This window comes from Chitinophaga japonensis, assembly GCF_007830125.1.
Taxonomy (GTDB): domain Bacteria; phylum Bacteroidota; class Bacteroidia; order Chitinophagales; family Chitinophagaceae; genus Chitinophaga; species Chitinophaga japonensis.
This window is the reverse complement of sequence record NZ_VLLG01000002.1, coordinates 1,046,016-1,068,714: the sequence shown is the minus strand read 5'-3', so window position 1 is coordinate 1,068,714 and position 22,699 is coordinate 1,046,016. Positions and strand designations below refer to the sequence as shown.

The following is a 22,699-nucleotide window of genomic DNA, read 5'->3' as shown; positions in this document are numbered from 1 at the left end:
TCAATACAAGCTTCGGTATATCTCCAGGTAATCGGCCGCCATGCGTTCCCAACTGAACTGCCGGGCATGGGTAATGATGGCGCCGGCCGGCTGCTGCTGCACATAATGCGCCATGCCTTCCTCAAATACCTGCTGCATATGGGCCGGCTCAAAATGGCGGAAGTAATAGGCCAGGCAGCCGCCAACTTCCGGCAGGCTGGTCTTATCGGACAGGAACACCGGCTTGCCGAAGTGCATGGCCTCTATAGGCGGAATACCGAAACCTTCCGCGATAGAAGGGAACACAAAGGCCCGGCAGTTTTTCAGGTACCAGTATTTGTCTGCTTCGCTGATGGCGCCCAGTAGCTTCACCCGGTCTGCAGCGCCGTAGCGCTTAGCCTCTTCCATAATGCGCTGTTTGTAAGCCTCGTTATTGGCCGTGCCGGCAATGATCAGTTCTGTATCATTATGTTGCAGCAGGCAGGGGATGGTATGGAAGTTCTTTTTAGGCATTACCACGCCAATGGTGAACAGGAAGGGCCGCTGCGGCCGGTAGCAGGGCTGGTCAAACCCGGGAAACTCCTTCACGGTAGCGCCGTTGTATACTACTTTGCAGGGTTTGTTGCCTACATCCAGGTAATGCAGCACATCGTCTCCCACGAATTTTGAAATAAAGGTGATGTAGTCTGCCCGGTTTACATTGCGTTGCGCATGGGCCAGGTACATTTTTCTTTTGCCGGGGGTTTTATCTTCATGCATGAAGTTCAGGTCATGAATAGTGAGCACCCTTTTGGTGCCTTTCCGCAGGCTGCGGTAACCAGAGAGCTGGTAGGTGGTGTGCCAAATGTCGTATGTACGCCTGTGCGGCAGGTACAGCTTGTGCATGCTGCGTTGCCACAGGTAGCCCACCTTATTGCCGAAGTGCTTCCCCAGCTTGGGAGGCAGGTAAAAGTTCAGTTGCTCGTCAGGATGTACCTGCTGCAACAGGGCGTTACCCAGTTCATTGCAATAAGTAAAAAGGCCGGTATTGGCATTCTTCATTTTTTCGCAATCTATCAATAGTTGCTTCATCCGGTTTTCCGCTTTATGGGACAGAACATAAGTACCCGCTATGCCCGTTTGCCGGCAAACAGCATATAGCACCCGTTTTCAAGTTCATAATTGTTCCAGGTAAAGCCTACAGATGTAAGGTAGGCGCCCAGGCTGGCCACGTTGCGTTTCTCCCCGTCCAGGTTATGCACTTCAATGGCCATACGGTCTATCTTTTCCCAGAGTTGTGGCGCCGTCTCATAAATAATAGGGTATTCGCTGCCCTCACAGTCCACTTTTACGAGGTCTACTTTGACCAGGTTATTGGAAAAGAGTATTTCAGACAGGGAAATACAGGGTACTTTGGCTGTGTATGTATTGTCCTTTGTAAAATCATTATAAACGGAGGCGGTCACCGAGTTTTCCTCCGGGGTTTCCAGGTGCAGTGTAACGGTAGCCTGCGGCGATCCGGTAACGGCTTTATGATGTAGTTGTACCATGCTTTTGAGTGGCGGGTTCATGTCCAGGTGCCTGGCAAACAACGCACAGTTGGCGGCGATAGCCTCGTAGGCATAAATGCGCGCCTGCTTTTTCCGGGACAGGAGGAACAGGGAAAAATAGCCGGCGTTGCCTCCTATATCTATCACTACGGGATGCTCCGGTAAGGCGGCAGCCAACTGATCCATGTTATAAACATCCGCCAGGAAGATCTCCTTGAACACCAGGTATAGCGACTTGGCAGGGGTGGTAAATGATATGCCTTTATTCCGGATATGAAACACCAGCTTGTTATACGGTACATTGAATTTTCTACTGAAATACAGGTGCCAGTTGGAAATGTTGCGTATAAGATTGGCATATTTTGCAAGCGTGCTGTTTACCATCCCTTAATTTAATCGATTTTTCTTTCAAAGATAGCTTTTCTGTTTTTTTATTGCCCCGCCGCCGGCCATACACTTAATACAGAAAGACTTAATTTTAGGGTTGACGCAGCAACAGGAGCATTACTTATGACCAATTTCATTCCCATATTTCCTTTAGGCATAGTCGTTTACCCGCAGGAGCAACTGAACCTGCACATTTTTGAGCCCCGGTACAAACAGCTCATCAGTGAATGCCTGGCAGAGCAGAAACCTTTTGGCATACCCACGGTCATCAATAAAAAAATAGTGGAATACGGCACTCTTGTGGAAGTGGTGCGCGTGGAAAAGACATACGGGAACGGTGAAATGGACATCGTCACTAAAGGAAGAAGCGTGTTCCGCATACTGGAAGTGATCCGGTCTATCCCGGAAAAGCTATATGACGGAGCTATCGTCAACTACCCGGAGAACCATGCTAAAACCCATGCCCGCCTGCGCCAGCAGGTGCTGCACGCTATACGGGAGCTGCACCATATCCTGCAGATCAACAAGCAGTTCCCTAAAAAAGATGAGGAGCTGAGCGCCTATGATCTGGCCCACCATGCCGGTCTTTCCCTGGAAGAAGAATATGAATTACTGCACCTGTTCCATGAAATGCAGCGCCTGGAATACCTGAAGCGCCACCTGCTAAAAGTGATACCCCTGATGGCGGAAATGGAAAAGCTCAAGGAGCGGGTAAAACTGAACGGTCATTTCCGAAATTTATCTGCGGATGGCCTATAAAAATGGCTGAACGGCCACTTTTTAACGACCTTTTAACAGGAGCGTATTTGGTTTTTTTTGCTTCCCAGCCTAAAAATTAGATATTTGCAGACTCTAAATCAATAACAGATCAACTCAATGCATAGGACCAAAGCTGGCATATTTTGCTTACTGGCTTTTATTTTGCTGATAGCCAACAATGTTGCAGCACAGGATAATTCTCCATATTCCCGCTACGGTCTGGGTGACCTGAATATCAACCAGCATGTGATCAACCGCGGCATGGGCGGCGTTTCCCAGGCCTATAACGATCCACAGTCCGTAAACTTTGTGAATCCCGCCAGCTATTCGAACCTGGTGCTCACTACTTTCGATATTGCAGTGGAGGGCGGCGCCCGTACTATTTCCAATGCAGACAACCAGCGTTTCCGCTCCGGCCTGGGCTCTATTTCCTACATACAACTGGGTATTCCTATCCGCCCGAAACTGGGGGTGGTGATGGGGCTGCGCCCGGTTACCAGGGTATCTTACAACGTACTGCAGAACGGGGAAATTACTTTTTTTGATACCCTGAAGATACCCGTGGCCTACCAGTATGAGGGCAACGGGGGCCTGTACCAGTTGTACGCCGGCGGCGGCGTGGGTATCGGGCCTGTGAGCATCGGCTTTAATGCCGGGTACCTGTTTGGCAATATCGAGAACAGCACCAAGGCCATTTACCCGCCCAGCCAGTACATATTCCCCTCCCGGCATTCCCGGCGGGTGAGCTACGGCAGCTTTTTCTACAATATGGGCCTGCAGTACCGGGCTAAGCTGGGCAATGACCTGGACCTGACCTTTGGCGCTACCGGCAGCCTGAAGCAGACTTTGTCCGCAAGGCGGGAGTCCATGCGCGAAACCCTCATATACGACGCTTCTTCCAACGACTATACCACCCAGGACACCGCTTTTTACGCCAAGGGCGAACGGGGGGATATTACCTATCCCCAGCAATTGGGCGGCGGCATTATGCTGCGCAAGCTGGACAAGTTCACCATCGGGGCGGACTTCACCACCGAAAAGTGGGAGGAGTACCGCAATTATGGCGAACAGGACTCCGTACGCAACTCCTGGAAAATGAGCCTGGGCGGGCAGTTTGTACCCAACCCCCGCGCTACCAGCGGCTACTGGAACAGGGTTACTTACCGGCTGGGTGCTTACTACGGTACCGACTATCTTAAGCTGAACGGGCAGGACATGACCATGTACGGCTTTTCCGTCGGCGCAGGGCTGCCTGTACGCCGGCAGGCTTACTCCAACCAGTTCTCCGTTATCAATGTAGCCTTTGAGATCGGGCACCGCGGCAATAACGAGACCGTGCTGAAGGAAACCTGGTACCGCGTGGTGCTGGGCTTTACTTTGAACGACCGCTGGTTTATTAAGCGGAAATATGATTAATTTGCGGGCTTGAACAGCAATGATTCCTGTATGACCGCTCTCCGGAAAATGATAGGCCCCGCCATCATCCTGCTGGCTTTATATGCCTGTGAAAATGACATGCAGGCCATTATGAAGCTGGACCAGAAAGCCGCTGCGGTAGAGGAGGGCGTGGAAATAGAAAGCTTCTTCAGCCAGGGCGGCAAGGTAAAGGCCAAGCTCACCGCCCCTACCATGGACCGGCACCTGGACCGTCCCGCTTATGTAGAATTCAACGATGGCTTAAAGGTATATTCCTATAATGACAGCCTGCAGGTGGAAAGCACGGTAACGGCCCGCTATGGCAAGTATTTTGAGCATGATGAGAATGTATTCCTCCGCGACAGCGTGGTGGTGGTGAACAAGGAAGGGAAGCGGCTGGACTGCAATGAGCTGAACTGGGACTCCAAACGCGGAAAATTTTACTCCAACAAGGCGGTGCGCATCAGCACTCCTACAGATACTATTTATGGCACCGGCCTGGAATCCAACCAGGACTTCTCCGATTATAATATTATTAACCCCCAGGGCCAGGTACTGGTCCAGGACAGCACCCTGCAATAACGGAACGGCTTACACGAAAAAAGCCCATCCGGTAATCACGGACAGGCTCCTTTCGCTTTAACCTATTTTTTAACCTAAAATTTGACGTATAGGCGTCAATAACTGTGCCAAGCTGTGCCATAGCGCCCCTGTCATACCGGCTTTTTTTGAGTAAATTTCAGGAAATAAACCGTTTGATATGGAATACAGAAGATTAGGAAAAACAGGATTACAGCTAAGCGTATTGTCTTTTGGCAGTTGGGTCACCTTTCACAAGCAGATAGATGACAAATTGGTAGACCGCCTCATGGGTATAGCCTACGATAATGGTATTAATTTCTTTGACAATGCCGAGGTGTATGCCCTGGGAGAGTCCGAGAAAATGATGGGGCGGGTGCTGCGGCAGAAAAAATGGGACCGTACTTCTTATACGGTATCCAGCAAGGCGTTTTTTGGCTGGCGGGGCAAGCAGAACAAGCCTAACCAGACGGGCCTTAGCCGCAAGCACCTGGCAGAAGCCTGCCAGGAGGCGTTGCAGCGCCTGCAGGTGGATTACCTGGATATGTTCTTTTGTCACCGGCCGGACAAGCACACGCCCATAGAGGAGGTGGTATGGACCATGAACCTCCTGATACAGCAGGGAAAGATATTATACTGGGGCACTTCAGAATGGAGCGCACAGGAGATCATGGAGGCGCACATGGTAGCGCGGGAATATCGCCTGATTGGTCCCGCCATGGAGCAGCCCGAGTACAACCTCTTTAACCGCCGGCGGATGGAAAGGGAATACCTGCAGATATTCCGGAATATCGGGTTGGGCACTACTATCTGGAGCCCGCTGGCTTCCGGCCTGCTCACCGGCAAATACAACCAGGGCATACCGGCTGCATCCAGGATGGGTATGGCCGGTTTTGAATGGCTGAAGGACCGGCACCTGGTGCAGGATAAGATAGACCGGGTGGTAAAGCTGGAAAAGGTGGCTGCCGGCCTGGGCACCTCCCTGGCAACGCTGGCCATTGCCTGGTGTATCCGCAACCCGAATGTAACCACCGCCATACTGGGCGCTACCCGGGAGGAGCAGCTAACGGAAAACCTGAAAGCACTGGATATTTATCCGGCCCTTACCCTGGATGTAATGGAAGAGATAGATGGCATTATGGGAACGGCGCCGGAGCAACCGGAGTACTAAGAATGAGGCTGCTCGCAGGTATCTAGTTTACAAGCCGCTTAATATTAATAATTTATAAAATTATTTTCTGAAATAATATGATATTTTTTATAATGGATTAACATAATACCCAATCTTCCATTTTTACGAACTATTTTTCATCGTTCACGGAAATGAGAGAAAAACCTATATATGCTGGTCTATCTTTGATCCAGGTTTTTCATAGGATATGGTTAAAATTATTACAAGGGCGGTATTCTTACCACCCTTTTTCTTTTTATACCCCCGGAAACTCCTTTTGTACGTTCGACCGGCAAATACCGGGATTCACCGGACAATTTGCTTCATACTGTCCGGGCTCTGCCAGGAGGTGTTTTTTCATAAGTTGTTGTATATCAATAATTAGAAGATTTTGACCCGTTTGGGGCTACCAGCAGACCCGGCGGGAGGTCGCTGCGTTTATCTGCAGATTTGATACGTTCCCCAAGAAAAATATAGCATTCACTAGAATGGGGGTGGTGATAATTAAATAAAGATGATCTTTGTTACAGGTTTTTCAATAAAGATATGGTTAAAATTTTTCGGGGCTGTAGTCTTGCAGCCCCGTTTCTTTTTTAAGAAACTGTCATCTGCCGTCTCAACATTTGATTTCATATAAAGTGCAGGCCGTTCCGGATCATTTCCCGAACGGCCTTTTTCTTTTTTACCAGCTACAAGCCAAATGCTACCATCCGTTAAAGGAAAGACTGCGGTTAGTAAGTATCATATGGGCGTGTCGGGCGGAATATTAATTTTGAACTGGTTTTCATAGGATATGGTCAAAAAAAGTAAAGGGGATGTAGTCTTACACCCCCTTTTTATTTAGAGACCTGACTGGTTTTTTAAAACCTGTCAGGTTTACCCCCTGCGTTATAATTTCTCCGGTTTCATCTGCGGGAAGAACAGCACATCCTGTATGGAAGGCTGGTTGGTCATCAGCATGGTCAGCCGGTCCATACCGATACCGATGCCGGACGTAGGCGGCATACCATATTCCAGCGCGCGCAGGAAGTCATAATCTATATACATGGCCTCGTCATCGCCCCGTTCCATCAGCTTTACCTGCTCCTCAAAGCGCAGGCGCTGGTCCAGGGGGTCATTCAGCTCGGTATAGGCATTGGCGATCTCCTTGCCATTGACCATCAGCTCAAAGCGTTCTACCAGCCCCGGCTTGCTGCGGTGCTTCTTGGTAAGCGGGCTCATTTCCACCGGGTAATCAATGATAAAGGTGGGCTGTATATAATGCGCCTCGCATTTCTCGCCGAATATTTCATCCACCAGCTTGCCCTTGCCCATGTTCGGCTCTACATGAATGCCAAGTTGTTTGCACGCATCGCGCAGGGCGTCTTCCTCCATACCGCTAATGTCTATGCCGGTATGTTCCCGGATGGCATCGTACATGGTCACGCGGCGGAAAGGGGCCTTGAAGTCAATGACCTTTTCGCCTACCTGCACCTGGGTGGTGCCGTGCAGGGCCAGGGCCACTTTTTCCAGCAGGGTTTCCGTGGTGCGCATCATCCACTCATAGTCCTTGTAGGCCACGTACATTTCCATTACGGTGAATTCCGGGTTGTGGGTGCGGTCCATACCTTCGTTGCGGAAGTCCTTGGCAAATTCATACACTCCTTCAAAGCCGCCTACGATCAGGCGTTTGAGGTACAGCTCATTGGCAATGCGCAGGTACAGCGGTATGTCCAGCGCATTGTGATGGGTAACGAAGGGCCGGGCCGTGGCGCCGCCGGGTATGGGCTGCAGCACGGGCGTTTCCACCTCCAGGAAACCGAGGTTGTTGTAAAACTCCCGGATGGTCTGGTATATTCTGGTGCGTTTTACAAACACGTCTTTCACCTGCGGGTTAATGATCAGGTCTGCATAACGCTGCCGGTATTTAAATTCCGGGTCGGTAACTGCGTCAAAGGTCTCCCCTTCCTTTTCCTTTACTATGGGCAGGGGGCGGAGGGCTTTGGACAGCATGCTCAGCTCCTTTACATGAATGGAGGTTTCGCCGGTCTTGGTAATAAAGGCATATCCCTTCACCCCGATAATGTCGCCGATGTCTGTCAGCTTTTTCCAAACGTTGTCATACAGCGTCTTATCCTCGCCGGGGCAGATCTCGTCGCGGCGGATATATGCCTGTATGCGGCCGGCATGGTCCTGGATCACGGCAAAGCAGGCCTTGCCCATATCACGTATGCTCATGATGCGGCCGGCCAGGCATACTTCCTGGAACTGGTCTTTGGTAGCTTCCGAATAATGCGTTTTAATATGCACGGAAGTATTGTTCACGGGGTATGCTGCGGCCGGATAGGCATCAATGCCTGAATTTTGCAGCTCCTGCAGCTTTTCCCGGCGTATGATCTCTTGCTCGGATAATTGTGTCATGTATTATTCAAATGGAGTGCAAAAATAAGGGTAATAGTCGATAGTCCATAACCTGCCGCTACAGCGGTCCGCCATGCGCGGGACTTTTTGGCATTAAATTTTCTTTATTGGCAGAGTATGGTGCTGTTATACCGGGCGATAACCCTAACTTTACAATGTGCGAAGGGATAAGATATTTTAAGAAATAACCATGTGAAGCAGGGTGCGAAGTTCTTTAAAAAAATTAACCAGATGAAAACGATCATTGTTCCCACGGATTTTTCCGAGACCGCTTATAATGCGGCGCGTTATGCCCTGGGGCTGGCCGGGCAGATGAGCACTTCCCGCATTGTGCTGTACCATGCATACGAGCTGATAGTACCCATCCCTGATGTGCCTACCTCCGTACCGGTGGTCAACCCGGAAGAACTGCGCAGTGCCAGCCTGGAAGGGCTGGACAAAATGAAACGGGAGCTGGGGCCCCTGATGCCGGAGGATGCGGCGCTGGAATGCAGGGCGGAGAACCACCTGCTGCCGGCCAATATAGACGAGGTGTGCAAGCGGGAGCAGGCAGACCTGGTGGTGATGGGCATTACCGGCGGCAGCCAGTTGGAAGAGATCCTGGTGGGCTCCAACACGATAGACGTGGTAAAGCATACGACCTGCCCGGTGATCATTGTGCCGGCTGACGCCCGTTTTAAACCCATCCGTAGGATCGTGTTTGCCTGCGATTTCAGGAAAGTGGTGGAAACCACGCCCGTACAGCCGCTGAAAAAGCTGCTGGACGTATTCCGGCCGGAGCTGCACGTGCTGAATATAGATCATGAAAGCAAGCACTTCACATCAGATACGCCTTATGAAACGTTGATGCTGGATACCCTGCTGGAAGGCTACAACCCGCAGTTCCATTTTATAGACCATACCAACGTGGTAAAAGGCATTACGGACTTTGCCGAAAAGGAGCAGGCGGACCTGATCCTCATCATCCCGAAAAAGCATGGATTGTTTGAGCATATCTTCAAGCGGAGCCGTACTACACAGTTGGCTTTTCATACGCACATACCCTTGCTGGCCATACACGAGTAATAATATTTTGAGTATTTTTAATATATGAACCATAACATTATGAAGAAAGGGATACTTTTCCTGCTGCCTGCGCTGTTGACCGTACAATTGAGCCAGGGACAGCTTTTGAAGAAACTGGGCAAAGCGCTGGAGGATGCAAAATCCGGCACTACGGGCACTACCTCCACTACCGGCAGCAACGTAACGGAAGCAGAAGCCGGGGCCGGCATTAAGGAAGCCCTGGCCAAGGGGGTGAACGCCGGTATTGCCGCCCTGAGCAAAAAGGACGGTTTCTTTGGTAATGAAGCCTATAAAATGTTCCTGCCGGAAGATGCGGTAAAGATCGAGAAAACGCTGCGCAGTATAGGATTGGGCAGCCAGGTGGATAAAGCTATCCTGCAGATCAACCGGGCGGCGGAAGGCGCCGTAAGCCATGCCGCGCCCATATTTGTAGACGCCATCAAACAGATGTCCGTCACCGATGCGCTGAAACTGATCAGCGGGGGAAATAATTCCGTTACCAACTATTTCAAGGAAAAAACCTCCGACCAACTGAAAACGGCTTTTGCGCCGTCTATCAAAGGCGCGCTGGACAGCACCAGCGCCACCCGCTACTATGGCGATATCGTGAACACGTATAATAAACTACCCACTACCTTTAACAAGGTGAATCCCGACCTGCAGGACTATGTGACCACCCGCGCCGTGGCCGCCCTTTTTGACCAGATCGGCAAGGAAGAGGCCAACATCCGCGAAAATCCCGCCGCCAGGACGACGGATCTGTTGAAGAAAGTTTTCGGTAAATAAGTGTGAGAAGTACGATGTAGGAAGTACGATGTAGGAAGTAAGACGCCTACATCGTACTTCCTACATCGTACTTCTTATTTCCTACTTCCTACATCTTTCTTCATCCCTCATACAACAAGACCTGCCACGCTTCCCGCACCTTGCCCGCTTCCAGTAACTGCTGTGCATAACGGTGCAGTTCCTGCTCCATTTCTTCGGGCGTAATGCTGTAATACTGTATAATATTCTTGAGCTGTTCGTCCTCAAAAGCAGGATCCACGGCGGGCATTTCATGTACATTGCCTAACATGCCCAGGTTGTTGCCCGTAAGGATGCGGCTGTTGCGGATAGCCGCCGGCAATGCATCTACGCCGATGCCCAACTGCAAATTGGGTTTGGGCACTTCAAACACAGCGGCCCCGGAAGCGCGGCAGTAGTAGTCCGCGCCCATACGGCCCACCAGGTCTATCTTATGCGGGTCTATGCGGCCGTGCTCGTTCAGGATATTTTCGCTGATGTGCAGCAGCACCGGTTCACAGATCACCAGGTTACCGGCGCCTCCGCCCTCCCCGGTTTCGATCACCTGCTTCACCACGCATTCCATTTGCACCGGGCTCTCCTTTACCCGGGGCGGCTTTACTTTTTCGGATGGCAGCGCGGTAAACCCGGCTTTCTCAAATTCACTCACCCCCGGGGGGTATTCGCAACTGGCCAGGGAGGCCTGCTGTACCATGGCATAGGTCACTACATTGATCACCACTTCCCTGGTGGCATAGATATTTTCCAGTGTATGCTTGATCGTATTATCGCGCACCCGCCTGGAAGGTGAAAAAACAAGCGTGGGCGGGTTGCTGCCAAATACGTTAAAAAAGCTGAACGGCGACAGGTTGGGCTGTCCTTCGGCATTAACGGTACTGGCAAAGCAAATGGGCCGTGGCGCTACTGCGCCCACCAGGTGGGCATGCAGTTCGGCAGTTTTTACCTGCCCGGGTATTATTTGCAGCATTTTACTTTTACGTTTAATGTTGATAGAACTCCCTTAATACAAAGCTACCGTCTGAAAGCTGATTCAGCGCTTTAATTAAATAATAGCGATGTAAGAATCCCGTTAATACTACCATGTTCTTTCCCTGGTATTGCCGGGCGTATTGGAAGATATGCTTTGCCATGGCCTGGTTTCTCGTATCCCAGAAGCCGGCCCATAAGCGGTATCCTTCCCGGTAAGTGATGGGTGTTCCATCGGGTTTGGAGAAGGTATGGGTGGCAAATTCCGGCCTGTTATTAATGATCTTCAGTAATCCGTGATGTTGTATATCCTGCCTTCTTTTGCAGATGCTGTCTGTTACCGGGTTGTTGAAATTTTCGGGGCTTTTCTCCGCCAGCCGCATTAATGTAGCGGTAACCTCTTTGTACTGCTCGTAGATATCCTTTTCCTCCTTTGTCAGCAGATCCTGTTTATACAGGCTGTCTATCAGCTTTACAGATAAATTATCAGCAGGCACCATGCCTTTTTCCTTCCTGTAATCATTTCTCCCTTCAAAATCAAATGGCAGTCTTTTCGTGCCCGGGTACTTTTTCACATACCGGTTGGAAGCAACAATTTCATTTCCTTTTACGGAGGGATTGGCAAAGTAGTCTTTCGCCATTGCAGCATCCACTTCATGCAGAATAATGTCCGGCTTTACATCATCCAGTATATTGAAAAGTATCTGCGGATGATAGTTCGGCAAGCTGTCATGAATATTGCCAATAATTACGATCCCGGTTTTTTTAAGATGCTGGGCGGATAAGGTTGTACTGATAAAAAACAGGAATATGACCAGTTGTATTGATCTCATTATACTTTCTTTAGCTTCAGCAGGGAAAAATCCGACTCTTCTTTTTCCATGGTACTTTGCAACATCCCTAATCCCTCTATTTCCATTTCCACCACATCGCCCGGCTGCAGCCATTGCTCCTGGTAGTTGGGGTCCTGCAGTTTACCGGTGCCGTTCAGCTCCAGGAAGCAGCCGGTGCCCACGGTGCCGCTGCCGATGATGTCGCCGGGCAGCAGGTTTACCCCGTATGCGCAGCGCTCTATGATCTCGGCAAAGGTCCAGTCCATATCTCCCATGTTGCCTTCGCTTACCTGCACGCCGTTTACGCGGCAGGTCATTTTCAGGTGGTAGTTGTTGCCGGTATGGCCTGGCTTGGGTGGCGCTTTAAAGGCTTCCAGCTCGTCCGGCGTTACCAGCATGGGGCCTATTACGGTGCTGAAGTCCTTGCCCTTGGCCGGTCCCAGGTTCAGCTTCATTTCCTCCATCTGCAGGGTGCGGGCGCTCAGGTCGTTCATGATCATGTAGCCGCCAATGTATTCATCCGCTTCGGCAGCGGTAATGTTGCGGCCCGGCTTGCAGATCACCACGGCTGCTTCCAGCTCAAAGTCCAGCTTGTCAAAATGGTCCGGCATGCAGTATACCTTGCCGGGGCCCTGTATGGCGTTGTGGTTGGTGAAATAGAAGATCGGGTATTGATCGAACTCCGGGATCATGTCTACTTTACGGTTGCGGCGGGCGGCGGCCACGTGCTGCCGGAAAGCGTAACCATCGCGGCAGGAGGTAGGGAAAGGCACCGGCGCCAGCACCTGCACGCTGTCATACGGAATGCCCATGGCGCTACCCACATGCTGCCCGCTTTTCAGTTGCTCGTCCACATGCCGGGCAATGTCTATCACTTCTTCCCACATCAGCAGGAACATCTGCATATTGTTGGGCAGGTCCGGGTGCAGGTCCTGGGTATTGTATAACAGTCCGTTCACTAAAATGGCCAGTTGGTCGGCTTCATCTCTCAGGTAAGTAACAAGCTTCATCTACTAGATAATTTTTTTGCGTTAGGTGTATGATAGCCAAATATATTATTTTTATTTTTGAAGATATGCCACGTATTCCACTCACCATCCTGACCACGTTATTATCCCTGTGCGCATGGGGGCAGCCACGAACGGACAGCCTGCTGGAAAACCTGGTACGGCGGCATGCATCTCCCAACCTGCAGCACGTGCTGCAGCACCCCGACTCTTTTCGCTACCAGCTTATTTACACGCAGATAGACCGTGATAAGCGGAACCGGCCGCATTTCCGGAATTATTATTTTCATGTGGATGCAGACAGTTACTTTAACCCTGCCTCCACGGTAAAGCTGCCCATTGCCGTGCTGGCGCTGGAAAAGCTGCATGAGCTGCGGGTGCGCGGGCTGGACAGGTATACGCCCATGCTTACGGACAGCGCCTACAATGGGCAGGTGACCGCTTATACCGACAGCACCTCGGAGAACGGGCTGCCTTCCATTGCCCACTACATTAAAAAGATATTCCTGGTAAGTGATAATAATGCGTATAACCGCCTGTACGAGTTTGTGGGCCAGCAGGCCATTCATGAAAAATTGTGGGCCAGGGGCTACCCCGGCGTGCGCATTGTACGGCGATTTATGCCCCTGGACGAGGAGGGCAACCGGCATACCAACCCGATCCGTTTTGTGCGGGAGGATGGCAGCCTGGTGTACGCGCAGCCAGCCGCCTATTGCACCCTGCCTTTTGATTTCAGTAAAAAGATACTGATCGGCAATGCGCACATGAACCGGGATGAGCAACTGGTGCACGCGCCTTTTGATTTTACGAAGCAGAACTATTTCCCGCTGGAAAGCCTGCAGCACCTGCTGCAAACCGTGCTGTTCCCGGAATCGGCGCCCCGGTCGCAGCGCTTTAAGCTGACAAGGGACGATTACCGTTTCCTGTACCATTATATGTCCGCCTATCCTTCCGAGGCGGATTACCCGCACTATGACCGGAAGCAGTATTTTGACAGCTACACCAAGTTCTTCATGTTCAAGTCCGGCCAGCGCGAAATACCGCCGCATATACGGGTGTTCAACAAAACCGGCTGGTCCTTCGGCTTTTTAACGGATGTGGCCTATATTGTAGACTTCAAAAACAACGTGGAGTTCATGCTTACGGGCACCCTGTATGTGAACCGCGACGGGGTGCTGAATGATGACCGCTACGAATATGAAACGGAAGGGTACCCATATTTTAAAGAGGTGGGGAACATCATTTACCAGTACGAGCTGGAACGTAAGCGGGAGCACGCGCCGGATCTGAAAAGGTTTGCCAATGCAAGAAAGGACAACTAATATGCAAATGTGCAGATATGCAGATGTGCGAATGTGGGGAATAATATCATTTTTTATCTTCGCCCTCCTTCATCCGCACATCTGCATATCTGCACATCCGCACATCAATGACTCCTCCTGGATCAGGATCAACCAGCTTGGCTATACGCCGCAGGGCGTTAAAGTAGCCGTATGGTGCGCAAAAGCGGCGCAGGATGCCGCTACCTTTACCCTGCATGACGCGAACAGCGATAAAGTAGTTTGGAAAGGCCGCAGCAGCGGTGACTTCGGGGCTTACGGACCTTTTGCCCACACCCGGCGGCTGGATTTTACGGCATTCCGGCGGCCGGGCACTTACTACCTGGCCTGCGGCGGCAGCCGCTCCCCCCAATTTCGTATAGGCCGGGACGTGTACAAAGGCACGGCCGATTTCTGCCTGCAGTACATGCGGCAGCAGCGCAGCGGCTATAATCCTTACCTGGAAGATTCCTGCCATACGCAGGACGGGTTTACCGTGTACGGCCCCATGCCGGATGGCACGCATGTAGACGTAGCCGGCGGCTGGCATGATGCCAGTGACTACCTGCAGTATGTAACCACTTCCGCCAATGCCACCTACCACCTGCTGGCCGCCTGGCGCGATTTTAAACCCGTGTTTGGGGATAGATGCCAGGCCAATGGCACAGGCGGCCGCAACGGCGTGGCGGATGTGCTGGACGAAGCCCGCTGGGGGCTGGACTGGCTGCTGAAAATGCACCCCGCCCCGGACCAGTTGTACAACCAGGTTGCCGACGACCGCGACCATAGCGGTATGCGCCTGCCTACAAAAGACACTACCAGCTACGGCAAGGGCCTGGAGCGCCCGGTGTATTTCTGTACGGGGGAGCCGCAGGGCCTGAAAAAATATAAGAATCGCAGCACCGGCCTGGCATCCACTGCCGGCAAGTATGCCAGCGCTTTTGCGTTGGGCGCCGCACTGTACCGGGATGCAGACAGCAGTTACAGCCGCCTGTTGCAGGGCAAGGCGGCATCGGCGTATGCGCTGGGCGCCGCCCGTCCCGGTGTATGCCAGACGGCACCCTGCGGTGCGCCTTATTTTTACGAGGAGGATAACTGGAGGGACGATATGGAGCTGGGCGCCACCATGCTGGGCAGGTTGTCCGGGCAGCAGGCGCTGCTGCGCCAGGCTACTGACTGGGCCCGGCAGGAACCGCTTACCCCCTGGATGGGGGCAGATACCGCCCGGCACTACCAGTGGTATCCCTTTCACAACTTTGGCCATTATGAGCTGGCGTCGGCCAGCCCGGCCCTGCAGCCCGCCATGATGGGCTACTACCGGCAGGGGATCAACGCTGTTTGGGAAAAAGCCCGGCACAATGCTTTTTACCGGGGCATTCCTTTTATCTGGTGCTCCAATAATCTTACGGTGTCCTTCGCTATACAGTGTAACCGTTACCGTTATCTAACAAAGGATCACCGTTATCGGGAGTTGGAGCAGGCATGTATTGACTGGCTTTTTGGTTGCAACCCCTGGGGCACCGCCATGGTGGCGGGCCTGCCTGCCTCCGGCGATCACCCGGAAGACCCGCACAGTTCCTTCAGCCACCTGTACGGCTACCCGGTTAGCGGCGGGCTGGTAGACGGCCCGGTATACGGCAGCATCTACAAAAGCCTGATCGGCATTACCCTGCATAACGGGGACGAGTATGCGCCTTTCCAGTCTGACCTGGCGGTGTACCACGACGATTTCGGGGATTACTCCACCAACGAGCCTACCATGGATGGTACGGCCAGCCTGGTATACCTGCTGGCCGCGCAGGACTATGAGGCCCGGGATGCATTTACCTGCAGCCACGGCGCCATTATTCGCGGAGACAGCACCCGGCGGCAACTGGCCCTGGTATTTACCGCCGACGAATTTGCCGACGGCGGCGAAGCCATTGCACAGGTGCTGCAAAAGCACCAGGTGCCGGCCTCCTTCTTTTTTACGGGCCGCTTTTACCGCGATCCTGCGCATACGGCGCTGATACAGCGGCTGCGCCGTGCCGGCCACTACCTGGGCCCGCATTCCGACCAGCATTTGCTGTACTGCGACTGGAACAGGCGGGACAGCCTGCTGGTAACGCAGCAGGAGTTCAACACGGACCTGCAGCATTGTTACCAGGCCATGGCAAAACAGGGCATTTCCCGTGGAAGCGCCACCTGGTTCCTGCCGCCCTACGAGTGGTATAATGATACCATTGCCGCCTGGGCCTCCGCCCGGCAACTGCAACTGGTGAATTTTACCCCCGGCACCCTCAGCCATGCGGATTATACCTGGCCACAGCTAAGCCGGTACCGGAGCTGCGACACCATCCTGCAGTCCATTATGGATTATGAAAAGCAGCACCCCGCCGGCCTGAACGGCTTTATGCTGCTGATGCATGCCGGCGTGGATCCCCGGCGCACGGATAAATGCTGGGAGCGGCTTGATAATTTGCTGGCCTGGCTGCAGGAAAAGGATTACAAAATGGTAACAGTCCCCCGCTTGCTACAGGAGCGTAAATAACTGTCCTTTAACTTCGTATATACGGAAATACCCGTTACGTTTATATACAATATTGATGTAATTTTGTGTAAAACCCAGGGGTCTATGAAGTTCGACAAGATAAAGAATAAAGGACAGGCCAGATTGTTTGAAAGTAAGTACCTGGAAATGTTGACCAAAACGCATCCCCTGATCATCTGGGGCATGTACCTGCCCATCATTGGCTGGATGCTGTATTACAGCAACCAGGGGTTAGGGTTCAGTCCGGGCACCATAGCGATGATCTTCTTCGGCGCTATGTTCTTCTGGTCCTTTTTCGAGTACATCATGCACCGTTTCATGTTCCATTTTGCCACTGAAAACCCCAGGCTCCGGCGGGTGGTATATGTCATGCATGGTAATCACCACGAGTATCCCCGCGACAAGCAGCGCTTGTTCATGCCCCCGGTGCCCAGCCTTATATTAGCTTCCGCTATTTTTGCTGCACAGTACCTGTTCCTGCGCCAGTATACGTTCCCCTTCTTCCCCGGTTTCCTGCTGGGCTACCTCATGTACGGCAGCATGCACTACGCCATACATGCCTGGAACCCGCCGTTCAGGTTCATGAAGCCCCTGTGGCGCAACCACCACCTGCATCATTACAAGAGCGATGAAAAAGGCTTTGGTGTAAGTTCTTCCTTATGGGACCGCGTGTTCGGCACCGGTTTTGACCTCAGCAAGGAGCAGGAAGACAAAGCCAGGGTGAAGGAACTGATGTTCGAGAAAAGCGAAAGGCTGAAAGCAGAAAGCTAAAAGCTCATTACTGCGGATAAATTTCGCGAAAATAGCTTTTAGCTTTCAGCTTTTTGCTCCCCTCACCAGTCAGCGTCCGGTGGCCGGGTCTTAAAGGTTTCCCTCGTCCGGATCTTTTGCAGTTGCCTGTCTATCAGCAGGGCGGCTATTTTATGATAAGCGCCGGCGCCCGCATCCTGGTCCAGTATGGTGCGTATCTGGCTTTCCGGTACGTCAATACGGTACAGCAGGAACACGAACTGCTCAAAGTGATGGCTGATGAGCGCTTCCAGCCGCCGGGCCAGTAATGTCTCCAGGGTTTCCCGGCTGACGGTGTCCGGCAGCTCCAGGGCCAGGGTGTCGCCCAGTTCCCTGGCGGCGGTTTGCAGGTATTGTCCGGGAACGGGCGGCATTATTTCATTTGCTTGATCTTATAGGAAGCGTTGGTGATCACTTTTACCGGTACTTTCAGGTCGCGCTTGATGCGTTTGGCTTTATTGGCCTTGTAGGTATAATCGCCGCTCATTTCCAGGTTCTGTACGCAAATGCTGGGCAGCCCGCTGCTGCGGTTGATCAGGTAGTTGCTTTGCATGGTGCCCTCTATTTCCGCGGTGGCCTGTATGCCCTCTTCCAGGGTAAGCGGTTCCAGCTTGTCTGTTTTCACCTTGCCGGTAGCGCCTATCTTGGCTGTCTGGCTGTCCCAGGTCTGCAGGTTCCAGTAAAGGTCCATGCGGCCTACCAGGCCAGTGCGCAGGGGCACGCTTTCTTCCCACTGGGTGCCGGTTTTGATGCCATGGGCCGGGTATATTACCAGTAGCTGTTCCAGCCAGGAGCGGAAGGCATTGGTGCCAAACTGGTCTTTCATCAGCTTTTTATAAGCCTCCTGCTCATCCTTCTTCAGGCTGGTAAAGGCGGCGGAAGCGGCGTCCAGCAGCTTGTCCAGCCCGTCTACTTTGTTGATATAACCAGTATTCTGCAGCTCCACGGTAAAAGGCTGGTCCAGGATGTTCTTCAGTGCGGCCTGGAAAGGCTCTTTGTCGTTTGGCACCTTGGCGTCCACGAAAATATTCTGGTTCTTGCTGTTGAAATTAAATTTCAGCTCCTTATAGCGGAAGGTCAGCACGGTGCGGCCCGGCTGGGCATCCGTTACTTCAATGGCGATGGTGTTGTTAAAATCCCGGGTTACCCGTTGCACCACTTCGTCTACCGTGGTATAGGTTTCGCTGCGGCTTTCCTGCTGCAGCTCAAACTGTTCGCCTGTCTTGAAACTGTAGCCCAGCTCCACGTACTCCTGTGCGGCGGATATGAAGGGAGCCGCCAGGGCCATCAGTGTGAGGAATATCTTCATGTGCTTCATATTTATGATTTCCTATTTCCTGCTTCTTATTTTTCTCATACATATTTTTCAACAACCCCCAGCCCGAACAGTGCAAAATCATATTTGACCGGGTCTTCCGGGTCCATTTCCCGCAGGCGTTCCGTAAGCGCCAGCGCTGTTTTCCAGTTGGACTTGTTCTCACTTATCAATCCCAGGCGGGTGGCCACCCGGGCTACATGCACATCCAGGGGGCATACCAGTTGGGCGGGGGAAATATGCTGCCATAGACCAAAATCCACGCCATTTTTATCTTTCCGCACCATCCAGCGCAGGTACATGTTCAGCCGCTTGCAGGCGGAGTTCTTTTCCGGCGTGGACACGTGCTTGCGGGTACGCTCCGGGTGCTCCAGGGCAAAGAACATTTTATGGAACCCGATCAATCCTTTTTCCACTGTTTCATCCTCCGGGCTCATATGCCCGCTGAAGGCAAATTCCAGGGAAGTAACGTTGGTATAGTAATGTTGCAGGTATTCTATGAAATACAGCAGGTCCAGGCCGTTAAAGGTGCGGTGGCAGAAGGGCATCAACTGCAGGCGCTCCCTGGGCTGGTGGTGGCGTATGTAATCATAGGGAGCATTGTCCATCATGGCCAGCAGCTCCAGGCATTTATTGATAATGGTGGTCCGGTTGCCCCAGGCCAGGGTAGCGGCAAAAAGCCCGGCAATCTCAATGTCCTGCAGTTGGCTGAACCGGTGTGGAATGCTTACCGGGTCGCCGGCAATAAAGTCAGGATGGTCATATTGTGCCGCCTTGGCGTCCAGGTATCGCTTCAGTTCCAGGAATTTCATAGCATCGGTTATAGGGATCATGTGATGGCGTTGTCCAGATCGGCCAGCAGGTCGTCGACATCCTCAATGCCTACGCTCAGGCGTATGAGGGAGTCTACCAGGCCGTTCTGCAGGCGTTCCTCCCGGGGAATGGAAGCATGTGTCATGCTCGCGGGGTGCCCGATCAGGGATTCCACGCCACCCAGGGATTCCGCCAGGGAGAAGAGGTGTGTGCTGCTAAGCACTTTCATAGCGGCTTCCATGCTGTCATTTTTAAGCGTAAAGGACATCATGCCGCCAAACCCGCGCATTTGCTGTTTGGCAACATGGTGGTTGGGATGGTCCTCAAACCCGCACCAGTATACTTTGTCCACTTTCGCATGCCGGCGCAGGAAGTTGGCTACGGCAGCGCCATTCTCGCAATGGCGCTGCATGCGTACGTGCAGCGTTTTAAGGCCGCGCAGTACCAGGAAACAGTCCTGCGGGCCTGGTACGGCCCCGCAGCTATTCTGTATAAAATATAATTGCTGCGCCAGTGCTTCGTCCTTCACCACTACGGCGCCATGCACCACGTCGCTGTGGCCGCCCAGGTACTTGGTGGCGGAATGCACCACGATATGGGCGCCCAGGTCCAGGGGCTGCTGCAGGTAGGGGGAGGCGAAAGTATTGTCCACGCTCAGCAGCAGATTGTGCTGTTGCGCTATCTGCGCGCAGGCGGCAATATCTATCACTTTCATGAGCGGGTTGGTAGGCGTTTCAATCCAGATCATTTTCGTTTGGGCGTTCAGGTACTTATTAATGTTCCCTGCATCCTGCATATCAATGAAATGGAATTTGAGGCCATACCGCGCAAATACTTTGGTGAATATGCGGTAGGTGCCGCCATAGAGGTCGCTGGAAACGATGATTTCATCTCCCGGGTTCAGCAGTTTCATGATGGCGTCGGTAGCCGCCAGGCCGCTGCCGAAGCAGATACCGTAGTTCCCGTTCTCTATGGCCGCGAGCGCCTGTTGCAGGGCGTCGCGGGTAGGGTTTTGTGTGCGTGCGTATTCATAGCCTTTATGCTGCCCGGGCGCGCTCTGTACGTAGGTGGAGGTTTGGTAGATTGGTGTCATAATGGCGCCCGTAGACGGGTCTGGCGCTACGCCGGCATGTATGAGCTTAGTTCCCAGCTTCATTTCTCTAAGTATTTTATAATGAGTTGTTTATTCCCGATGAATGTACCAAAGGTACTAAAAGGCGCTGATAATGAAGTAAAACGGGATTTCTACGCAGGAAGGCTATACGTAGAAATACGTATGCCGGGAGGGGAACTGCAACAGAAATGATCAATTATCATGCTGATACCGGGAAAATTTATACACTTACGAACATTTTTACAGCGTTGGCCAAAACCGGGAAAACCCGTGTATGCATTCCCATTAATTTTGGAACAGGTTTTTCATAGGATATGGTTAAAATTATTACAAGGGCGGTATTCCTACCGCCCTTCATTATTTTATTTCCTTCCCAGTGTTCTTTCGTTGAATTTAACCGGTACTGATACCATCACTTCATCCCAGGCCATTACCAGCCTGGCGCCGCCATCGGCTTTTTCAAACGCCATGGTAAACGCTTCCACAGGGGTATCCAACTTGGTGACCGGTACGGTGGTCCTCAGCAGGTCCATGGAGGCATTATATTTATAAGCGCCCCAGATATCGGTTTCCTTGTTCAGGATAACGGTCCACTTGCTTTCCTGGGGAATGGCGTACAGGGTGTAACGGCCCTTGGGCACCTGCCTGCCGCCGATGTTCACGGGGATGAAGAACTCCACTTCAGTAGCCTCGTTGGCGCCCAGGCGCCATACCTTGCCATATTCTTCCAGGTTCCCGAATATGGTCCTGCCCTTTTTCTGGGGCCGGCTGTACACTACCCGGGCTACCAGCGTACCGGGCTCCCCTTTTACTTTTACAAGGTAAGGATATACCGGCGGGTAGTAGGCCATGTCCATGGGGCTGGCGTCCAGCGGCGGTAATTTTTTATCCTGTGCGGTTGCAGATTTTAACCCGGTACCTAATAACAAGATCATCACGGCAAAGAGAAAAGTTTGCTTCATTGGTGGCATATAGTTTTTTTGAGAAAATAATCAGTATCAAACTTAGTAAAAAAAGACAAGAAGCCAGGCCCGGCTGCCGCTTAACCGCCTGCTTTTATCGCTGTTTTTACGAAAGTTTCCAGTTCAGGAAAAAAGGCGGCATAATATTCCGCCAGCTCCTTATAATGGTTTTCCAGTACGGCAAAGGGCACATCGGCGCTTACATCCAGGTACCTGGCGCGGCGCACCAGCCCGCTAAAGGAGCGGTAAATGCCTTCCTCCGTACGGTAGTTGTACAGCCAGTTCTGGGTGCGCATAAAGTGGAATACCTGCAGAAAATCCGTGGGAAGCTCGCTTTTCCGGTTCTCCAGCAGCCGGTAAACGGATTGGGCGAAATGCCCTAACTGCTCGTCCGTAAAGCGCGTTTCGTCCCTGGCCAGGAAATGATCATACGCCACGTCTATAAATACGGCCCCATAGCGGCCGCAGGAGGCCTGGAACAACCGGGTGGCCGCCCGGGTAAGCGGGTGCTCGTCTGTAAATGCGTCTATGGCGCGGTGTATACGGATGCCCTGCTGTATGTCCTCCCCGTACTGGAGCAACTGTTTGCCTTTCACAAAGTCTGCGATCATATTACCAATGGTCAGCGAAGGATCATTGTAGGAAAGATATGCATGGGCGAGAAAATTCATAGTGGTGTGAAGATCGGCATTTATTAGTTAGCACATGCGCATACCGGCGCCCGGGCGCTTCCGCTCATCCATCACTCTTCCACTTTAACAAAAGCTTAACGCCGGCCGGTGCAACATTCGCGCAGTGGGCGCAAACGCAGCAGGGAAGCCTTGTTCTGAAGGGAAAAGTAACATATTCGTTGTAGGTGTTGCAACATGCATTGTACTGAACTGATCAAGCTATACCATTAGCAAATATTGGGTTGCCGGCGGTTACCGGCCATCTTACCTTTGGTGTATTGATTTAAAACA

The 22,699-nt window shown here is 52.2% G+C and carries 21 protein-coding genes; 9 read left to right on the top strand and 12 right to left on the bottom strand.

Annotated elements, in window-relative coordinates:
• Positions 1-1,050, bottom strand: a complete 1,050-nt coding sequence (locus LX66_RS04180; protein WP_145710631.1) for a glycosyltransferase family 4 protein — start codon at positions 1,048-1,050, stop codon at positions 1-3.
• 38 nt (positions 1,051-1,088) lie between these two features.
• A complete protein-coding gene (locus LX66_RS04175) occupies positions 1,089-1,892 on the bottom strand; it encodes an FkbM family methyltransferase (protein ID WP_145710630.1) in 804 nt (267 codons plus the stop codon).
• A gap of 126 nt (positions 1,893-2,018) precedes the next feature.
• On the opposite strand from LX66_RS04175, the gene LX66_RS04170 reads away from it, so the two are divergent.
• The 4 genes from LX66_RS04170 to LX66_RS04155 all read left to right on the top strand — a co-directional run bounded on the left by LX66_RS04170 (position 2,019) and on the right by LX66_RS04155 (position 5,820).
• Positions 2,019-2,654 (top strand): LON peptidase substrate-binding domain-containing protein, encoded by a 636-nt coding sequence (locus LX66_RS04170; RefSeq protein ID WP_145710629.1) that lies wholly within the window; start codon positions 2,019-2,021, stop codon positions 2,652-2,654.
• 117 nt (positions 2,655-2,771) lie between these two features.
• Positions 2,772-4,070 (top strand): hypothetical protein, encoded by a 1,299-nt coding sequence (locus tag LX66_RS04165; protein WP_145710628.1) that lies wholly within the window; start codon positions 2,772-2,774, stop codon positions 4,068-4,070.
• Between the two features lie 30 nt (positions 4,071-4,100).
• Positions 4,101-4,652, top strand: coding sequence for an LPS export ABC transporter periplasmic protein LptC (gene lptC / locus LX66_RS04160; RefSeq protein WP_145710627.1), 552 nt, complete (start codon positions 4,101-4,103; stop codon positions 4,650-4,652).
• A 178-nt stretch (positions 4,653-4,830) separates the two neighbouring features.
• Positions 4,831-5,820, top strand: a complete 990-nt coding sequence (locus tag LX66_RS04155; protein WP_145710626.1) for a potassium channel beta subunit family protein — start codon at positions 4,831-4,833, stop codon at positions 5,818-5,820.
• A gap of 888 nt (positions 5,821-6,708) precedes the next feature.
• Here the strand turns inward: LX66_RS04155 and lysS are convergent.
• The gene (gene lysS, locus LX66_RS04150) at positions 6,709-8,220 is read right to left on the bottom strand and encodes a lysine--tRNA ligase (protein ID WP_145710625.1); all 1,512 of its coding nucleotides are present in this window, start codon (positions 8,218-8,220) and stop codon (positions 6,709-6,711) included.
• Between the two features lie 231 nt (positions 8,221-8,451).
• On the opposite strand from lysS, the gene LX66_RS04145 reads away from it, so the two are divergent.
• Together LX66_RS04145 and LX66_RS04140 are read left to right on the top strand one after the other, a co-directional pair.
• Positions 8,452-9,285: a universal stress protein gene (locus LX66_RS04145; RefSeq protein WP_145710624.1), complete on the top strand. Its 834-nt coding sequence runs from the start codon at positions 8,452-8,454 to the stop codon at positions 9,283-9,285.
• A gap of 39 nt (positions 9,286-9,324) precedes the next feature.
• Positions 9,325-10,071, top strand: coding sequence for a DUF4197 domain-containing protein (locus LX66_RS04140; protein ID WP_145710623.1), 747 nt, complete (start codon positions 9,325-9,327; stop codon positions 10,069-10,071).
• A gap of 100 nt (positions 10,072-10,171) precedes the next feature.
• Here LX66_RS04140 and LX66_RS04135 read toward each other — a convergent pair whose 3' ends face one another.
• Genes LX66_RS04135 through LX66_RS04125 form a run of 3 tightly spaced genes read right to left on the bottom strand, consistent with a single transcriptional unit; the run spans position 10,172 to position 12,898 of the window.
• Positions 10,172-11,056, bottom strand: coding sequence for a flavin reductase family protein (locus tag LX66_RS04135; RefSeq protein ID WP_145710622.1), 885 nt, complete (start codon positions 11,054-11,056; stop codon positions 10,172-10,174).
• Between the two features lie 13 nt (positions 11,057-11,069).
• Positions 11,070-11,888 carry a hypothetical protein gene (locus tag LX66_RS04130; protein ID WP_145710621.1) on the bottom strand — a complete coding sequence of 273 codons (819 nt, stop codon included), beginning with the start codon at positions 11,886-11,888 and terminating at the stop codon, positions 11,070-11,072.
• On the bottom strand, positions 11,888-12,898 hold the full coding sequence (locus tag LX66_RS04125; protein ID WP_145710620.1) for a fumarylacetoacetate hydrolase family protein: 1,011 nt from the start codon (positions 12,896-12,898) through the stop codon (positions 11,888-11,890). The genes LX66_RS04130 and LX66_RS04125 overlap by 1 nt, the downstream gene beginning before the upstream one ends.
• 65 nt (positions 12,899-12,963) lie before the next feature.
• On the opposite strand from LX66_RS04125, the gene LX66_RS04120 reads away from it, so the two are divergent.
• From LX66_RS04120 to LX66_RS04110, 3 genes are all read left to right on the top strand, one after another.
• A complete protein-coding gene (locus tag LX66_RS04120) occupies positions 12,964-14,217 on the top strand; it encodes a serine hydrolase (RefSeq protein ID WP_145710619.1) in 1,254 nt (417 codons plus the stop codon).
• Positions 14,218-14,248: 31 nt separating this feature from the next.
• Positions 14,249-16,744 carry a glycoside hydrolase family 9 protein gene (locus LX66_RS04115; protein ID WP_145710618.1) on the top strand — a complete coding sequence of 832 codons (2,496 nt, stop codon included), beginning with the start codon at positions 14,249-14,251 and terminating at the stop codon, positions 16,742-16,744.
• A gap of 84 nt (positions 16,745-16,828) precedes the next feature.
• On the top strand, positions 16,829-17,515 hold the full coding sequence (locus LX66_RS04110) for a sterol desaturase family protein (RefSeq protein ID WP_145710617.1): 687 nt from the start codon (positions 16,829-16,831) through the stop codon (positions 17,513-17,515).
• A gap of 62 nt (positions 17,516-17,577) precedes the next feature.
• On the opposite strand, the gene LX66_RS04105 is transcribed toward LX66_RS04110, so the two are convergent.
• The 6 genes from LX66_RS04105 to LX66_RS04080 all read right to left on the bottom strand — a co-directional run bounded on the left by LX66_RS04105 (position 17,578) and on the right by LX66_RS04080 (position 22,408).
• The gene (locus LX66_RS04105) at positions 17,578-17,907 is read right to left on the bottom strand and encodes a hypothetical protein (protein WP_145710616.1); all 330 of its coding nucleotides are present in this window, start codon (positions 17,905-17,907) and stop codon (positions 17,578-17,580) included.
• Positions 17,907-18,842, bottom strand: coding sequence for a DUF6263 family protein (locus LX66_RS04100; RefSeq protein WP_145710615.1), 936 nt, complete (start codon positions 18,840-18,842; stop codon positions 17,907-17,909). The genes LX66_RS04105 and LX66_RS04100 overlap by 1 nt, the downstream gene beginning before the upstream one ends.
• Positions 18,843-18,886: 44 nt before the next feature.
• Positions 18,887-19,681, bottom strand: a complete 795-nt coding sequence (locus LX66_RS04095) for a TIGR02757 family protein (RefSeq protein ID WP_244620287.1) — start codon at positions 19,679-19,681, stop codon at positions 18,887-18,889.
• Entirely contained in the window at positions 19,678-20,817 is a 1,140-nt protein-coding gene (locus LX66_RS04090) for a cystathionine gamma-synthase (RefSeq protein ID WP_145710614.1), read from the bottom strand. Before LX66_RS04090 ends, LX66_RS04095 begins: the two co-directional genes overlap by 4 nt.
• Positions 20,818-21,137: 320 nt before the next feature.
• Entirely contained in the window at positions 21,138-21,737 is a 600-nt protein-coding gene (locus LX66_RS04085) for a DUF2911 domain-containing protein (RefSeq protein WP_244620286.1), read from the bottom strand.
• An 80-nt stretch (positions 21,738-21,817) separates the two neighbouring features.
• Complete coding sequence (locus LX66_RS04080; RefSeq protein ID WP_145710613.1) at positions 21,818-22,408, bottom strand: acyl carrier protein phosphodiesterase; 591 nt, start codon at positions 22,406-22,408, stop codon at positions 21,818-21,820.
• Positions 22,409-22,699 lie beyond the last annotated feature (291 nt).

Coding starts and splice junctions, on each gene's coding strand:
- LX66_RS04180 (WP_145710631.1), bottom strand. CDS start 1,050: ATGAAGCAACTATTGATAGATTGCGAAAAAATGAAGAATGCCAATACC.
- LX66_RS04175 (WP_145710630.1), bottom strand. CDS start 1,892: ATGGTAAACAGCACGCTTGCAAAATATGCCAATCTTATACGCAACATT.
- LX66_RS04170 (WP_145710629.1), top strand. CDS start 2,019: ATGACCAATTTCATTCCCATATTTCCTTTAGGCATAGTCGTTTACCCG.
- LX66_RS04165 (WP_145710628.1), top strand. CDS start 2,772: ATGCATAGGACCAAAGCTGGCATATTTTGCTTACTGGCTTTTATTTTG.
- lptC (WP_145710627.1), top strand. CDS start 4,101: ATGACCGCTCTCCGGAAAATGATAGGCCCCGCCATCATCCTGCTGGCT.
- LX66_RS04155 (WP_145710626.1), top strand. CDS start 4,831: ATGGAATACAGAAGATTAGGAAAAACAGGATTACAGCTAAGCGTATTG.
- lysS (WP_145710625.1), bottom strand. CDS start 8,220: ATGACACAATTATCCGAGCAAGAGATCATACGCCGGGAAAAGCTGCAG.
- LX66_RS04145 (WP_145710624.1), top strand. CDS start 8,452: ATGAAAACGATCATTGTTCCCACGGATTTTTCCGAGACCGCTTATAAT.
- LX66_RS04140 (WP_145710623.1), top strand. CDS start 9,325: ATGAAGAAAGGGATACTTTTCCTGCTGCCTGCGCTGTTGACCGTACAA.
- LX66_RS04135 (WP_145710622.1), bottom strand. CDS start 11,056: ATGCTGCAAATAATACCCGGGCAGGTAAAAACTGCCGAACTGCATGCC.
- LX66_RS04130 (WP_145710621.1), bottom strand. CDS start 11,888: ATGAGATCAATACAACTGGTCATATTCCTGTTTTTTATCAGTACAACC.
- LX66_RS04125 (WP_145710620.1), bottom strand. CDS start 12,898: ATGAAGCTTGTTACTTACCTGAGAGATGAAGCCGACCAACTGGCCATT.
- LX66_RS04120 (WP_145710619.1), top strand. CDS start 12,964: ATGCCACGTATTCCACTCACCATCCTGACCACGTTATTATCCCTGTGC.
- LX66_RS04115 (WP_145710618.1), top strand. CDS start 14,249: ATGTGGGGAATAATATCATTTTTTATCTTCGCCCTCCTTCATCCGCAC.
- LX66_RS04110 (WP_145710617.1), top strand. CDS start 16,829: ATGAAGTTCGACAAGATAAAGAATAAAGGACAGGCCAGATTGTTTGAA.
- LX66_RS04105 (WP_145710616.1), bottom strand. CDS start 17,907: ATGCCGCCCGTTCCCGGACAATACCTGCAAACCGCCGCCAGGGAACTG.
- LX66_RS04100 (WP_145710615.1), bottom strand. CDS start 18,842: ATGAAGATATTCCTCACACTGATGGCCCTGGCGGCTCCCTTCATATCC.
- LX66_RS04095 (WP_244620287.1), bottom strand. CDS start 19,681: ATGATCCCTATAACCGATGCTATGAAATTCCTGGAACTGAAGCGATAC.
- LX66_RS04090 (WP_145710614.1), bottom strand. CDS start 20,817: ATGAAGCTGGGAACTAAGCTCATACATGCCGGCGTAGCGCCAGACCCG.
- LX66_RS04085 (WP_244620286.1), bottom strand. CDS start 21,737: ATGAAGCAAACTTTTCTCTTTGCCGTGATGATCTTGTTATTAGGTACC.
- LX66_RS04080 (WP_145710613.1), bottom strand. CDS start 22,408: ATGAATTTTCTCGCCCATGCATATCTTTCCTACAATGATCCTTCGCTG.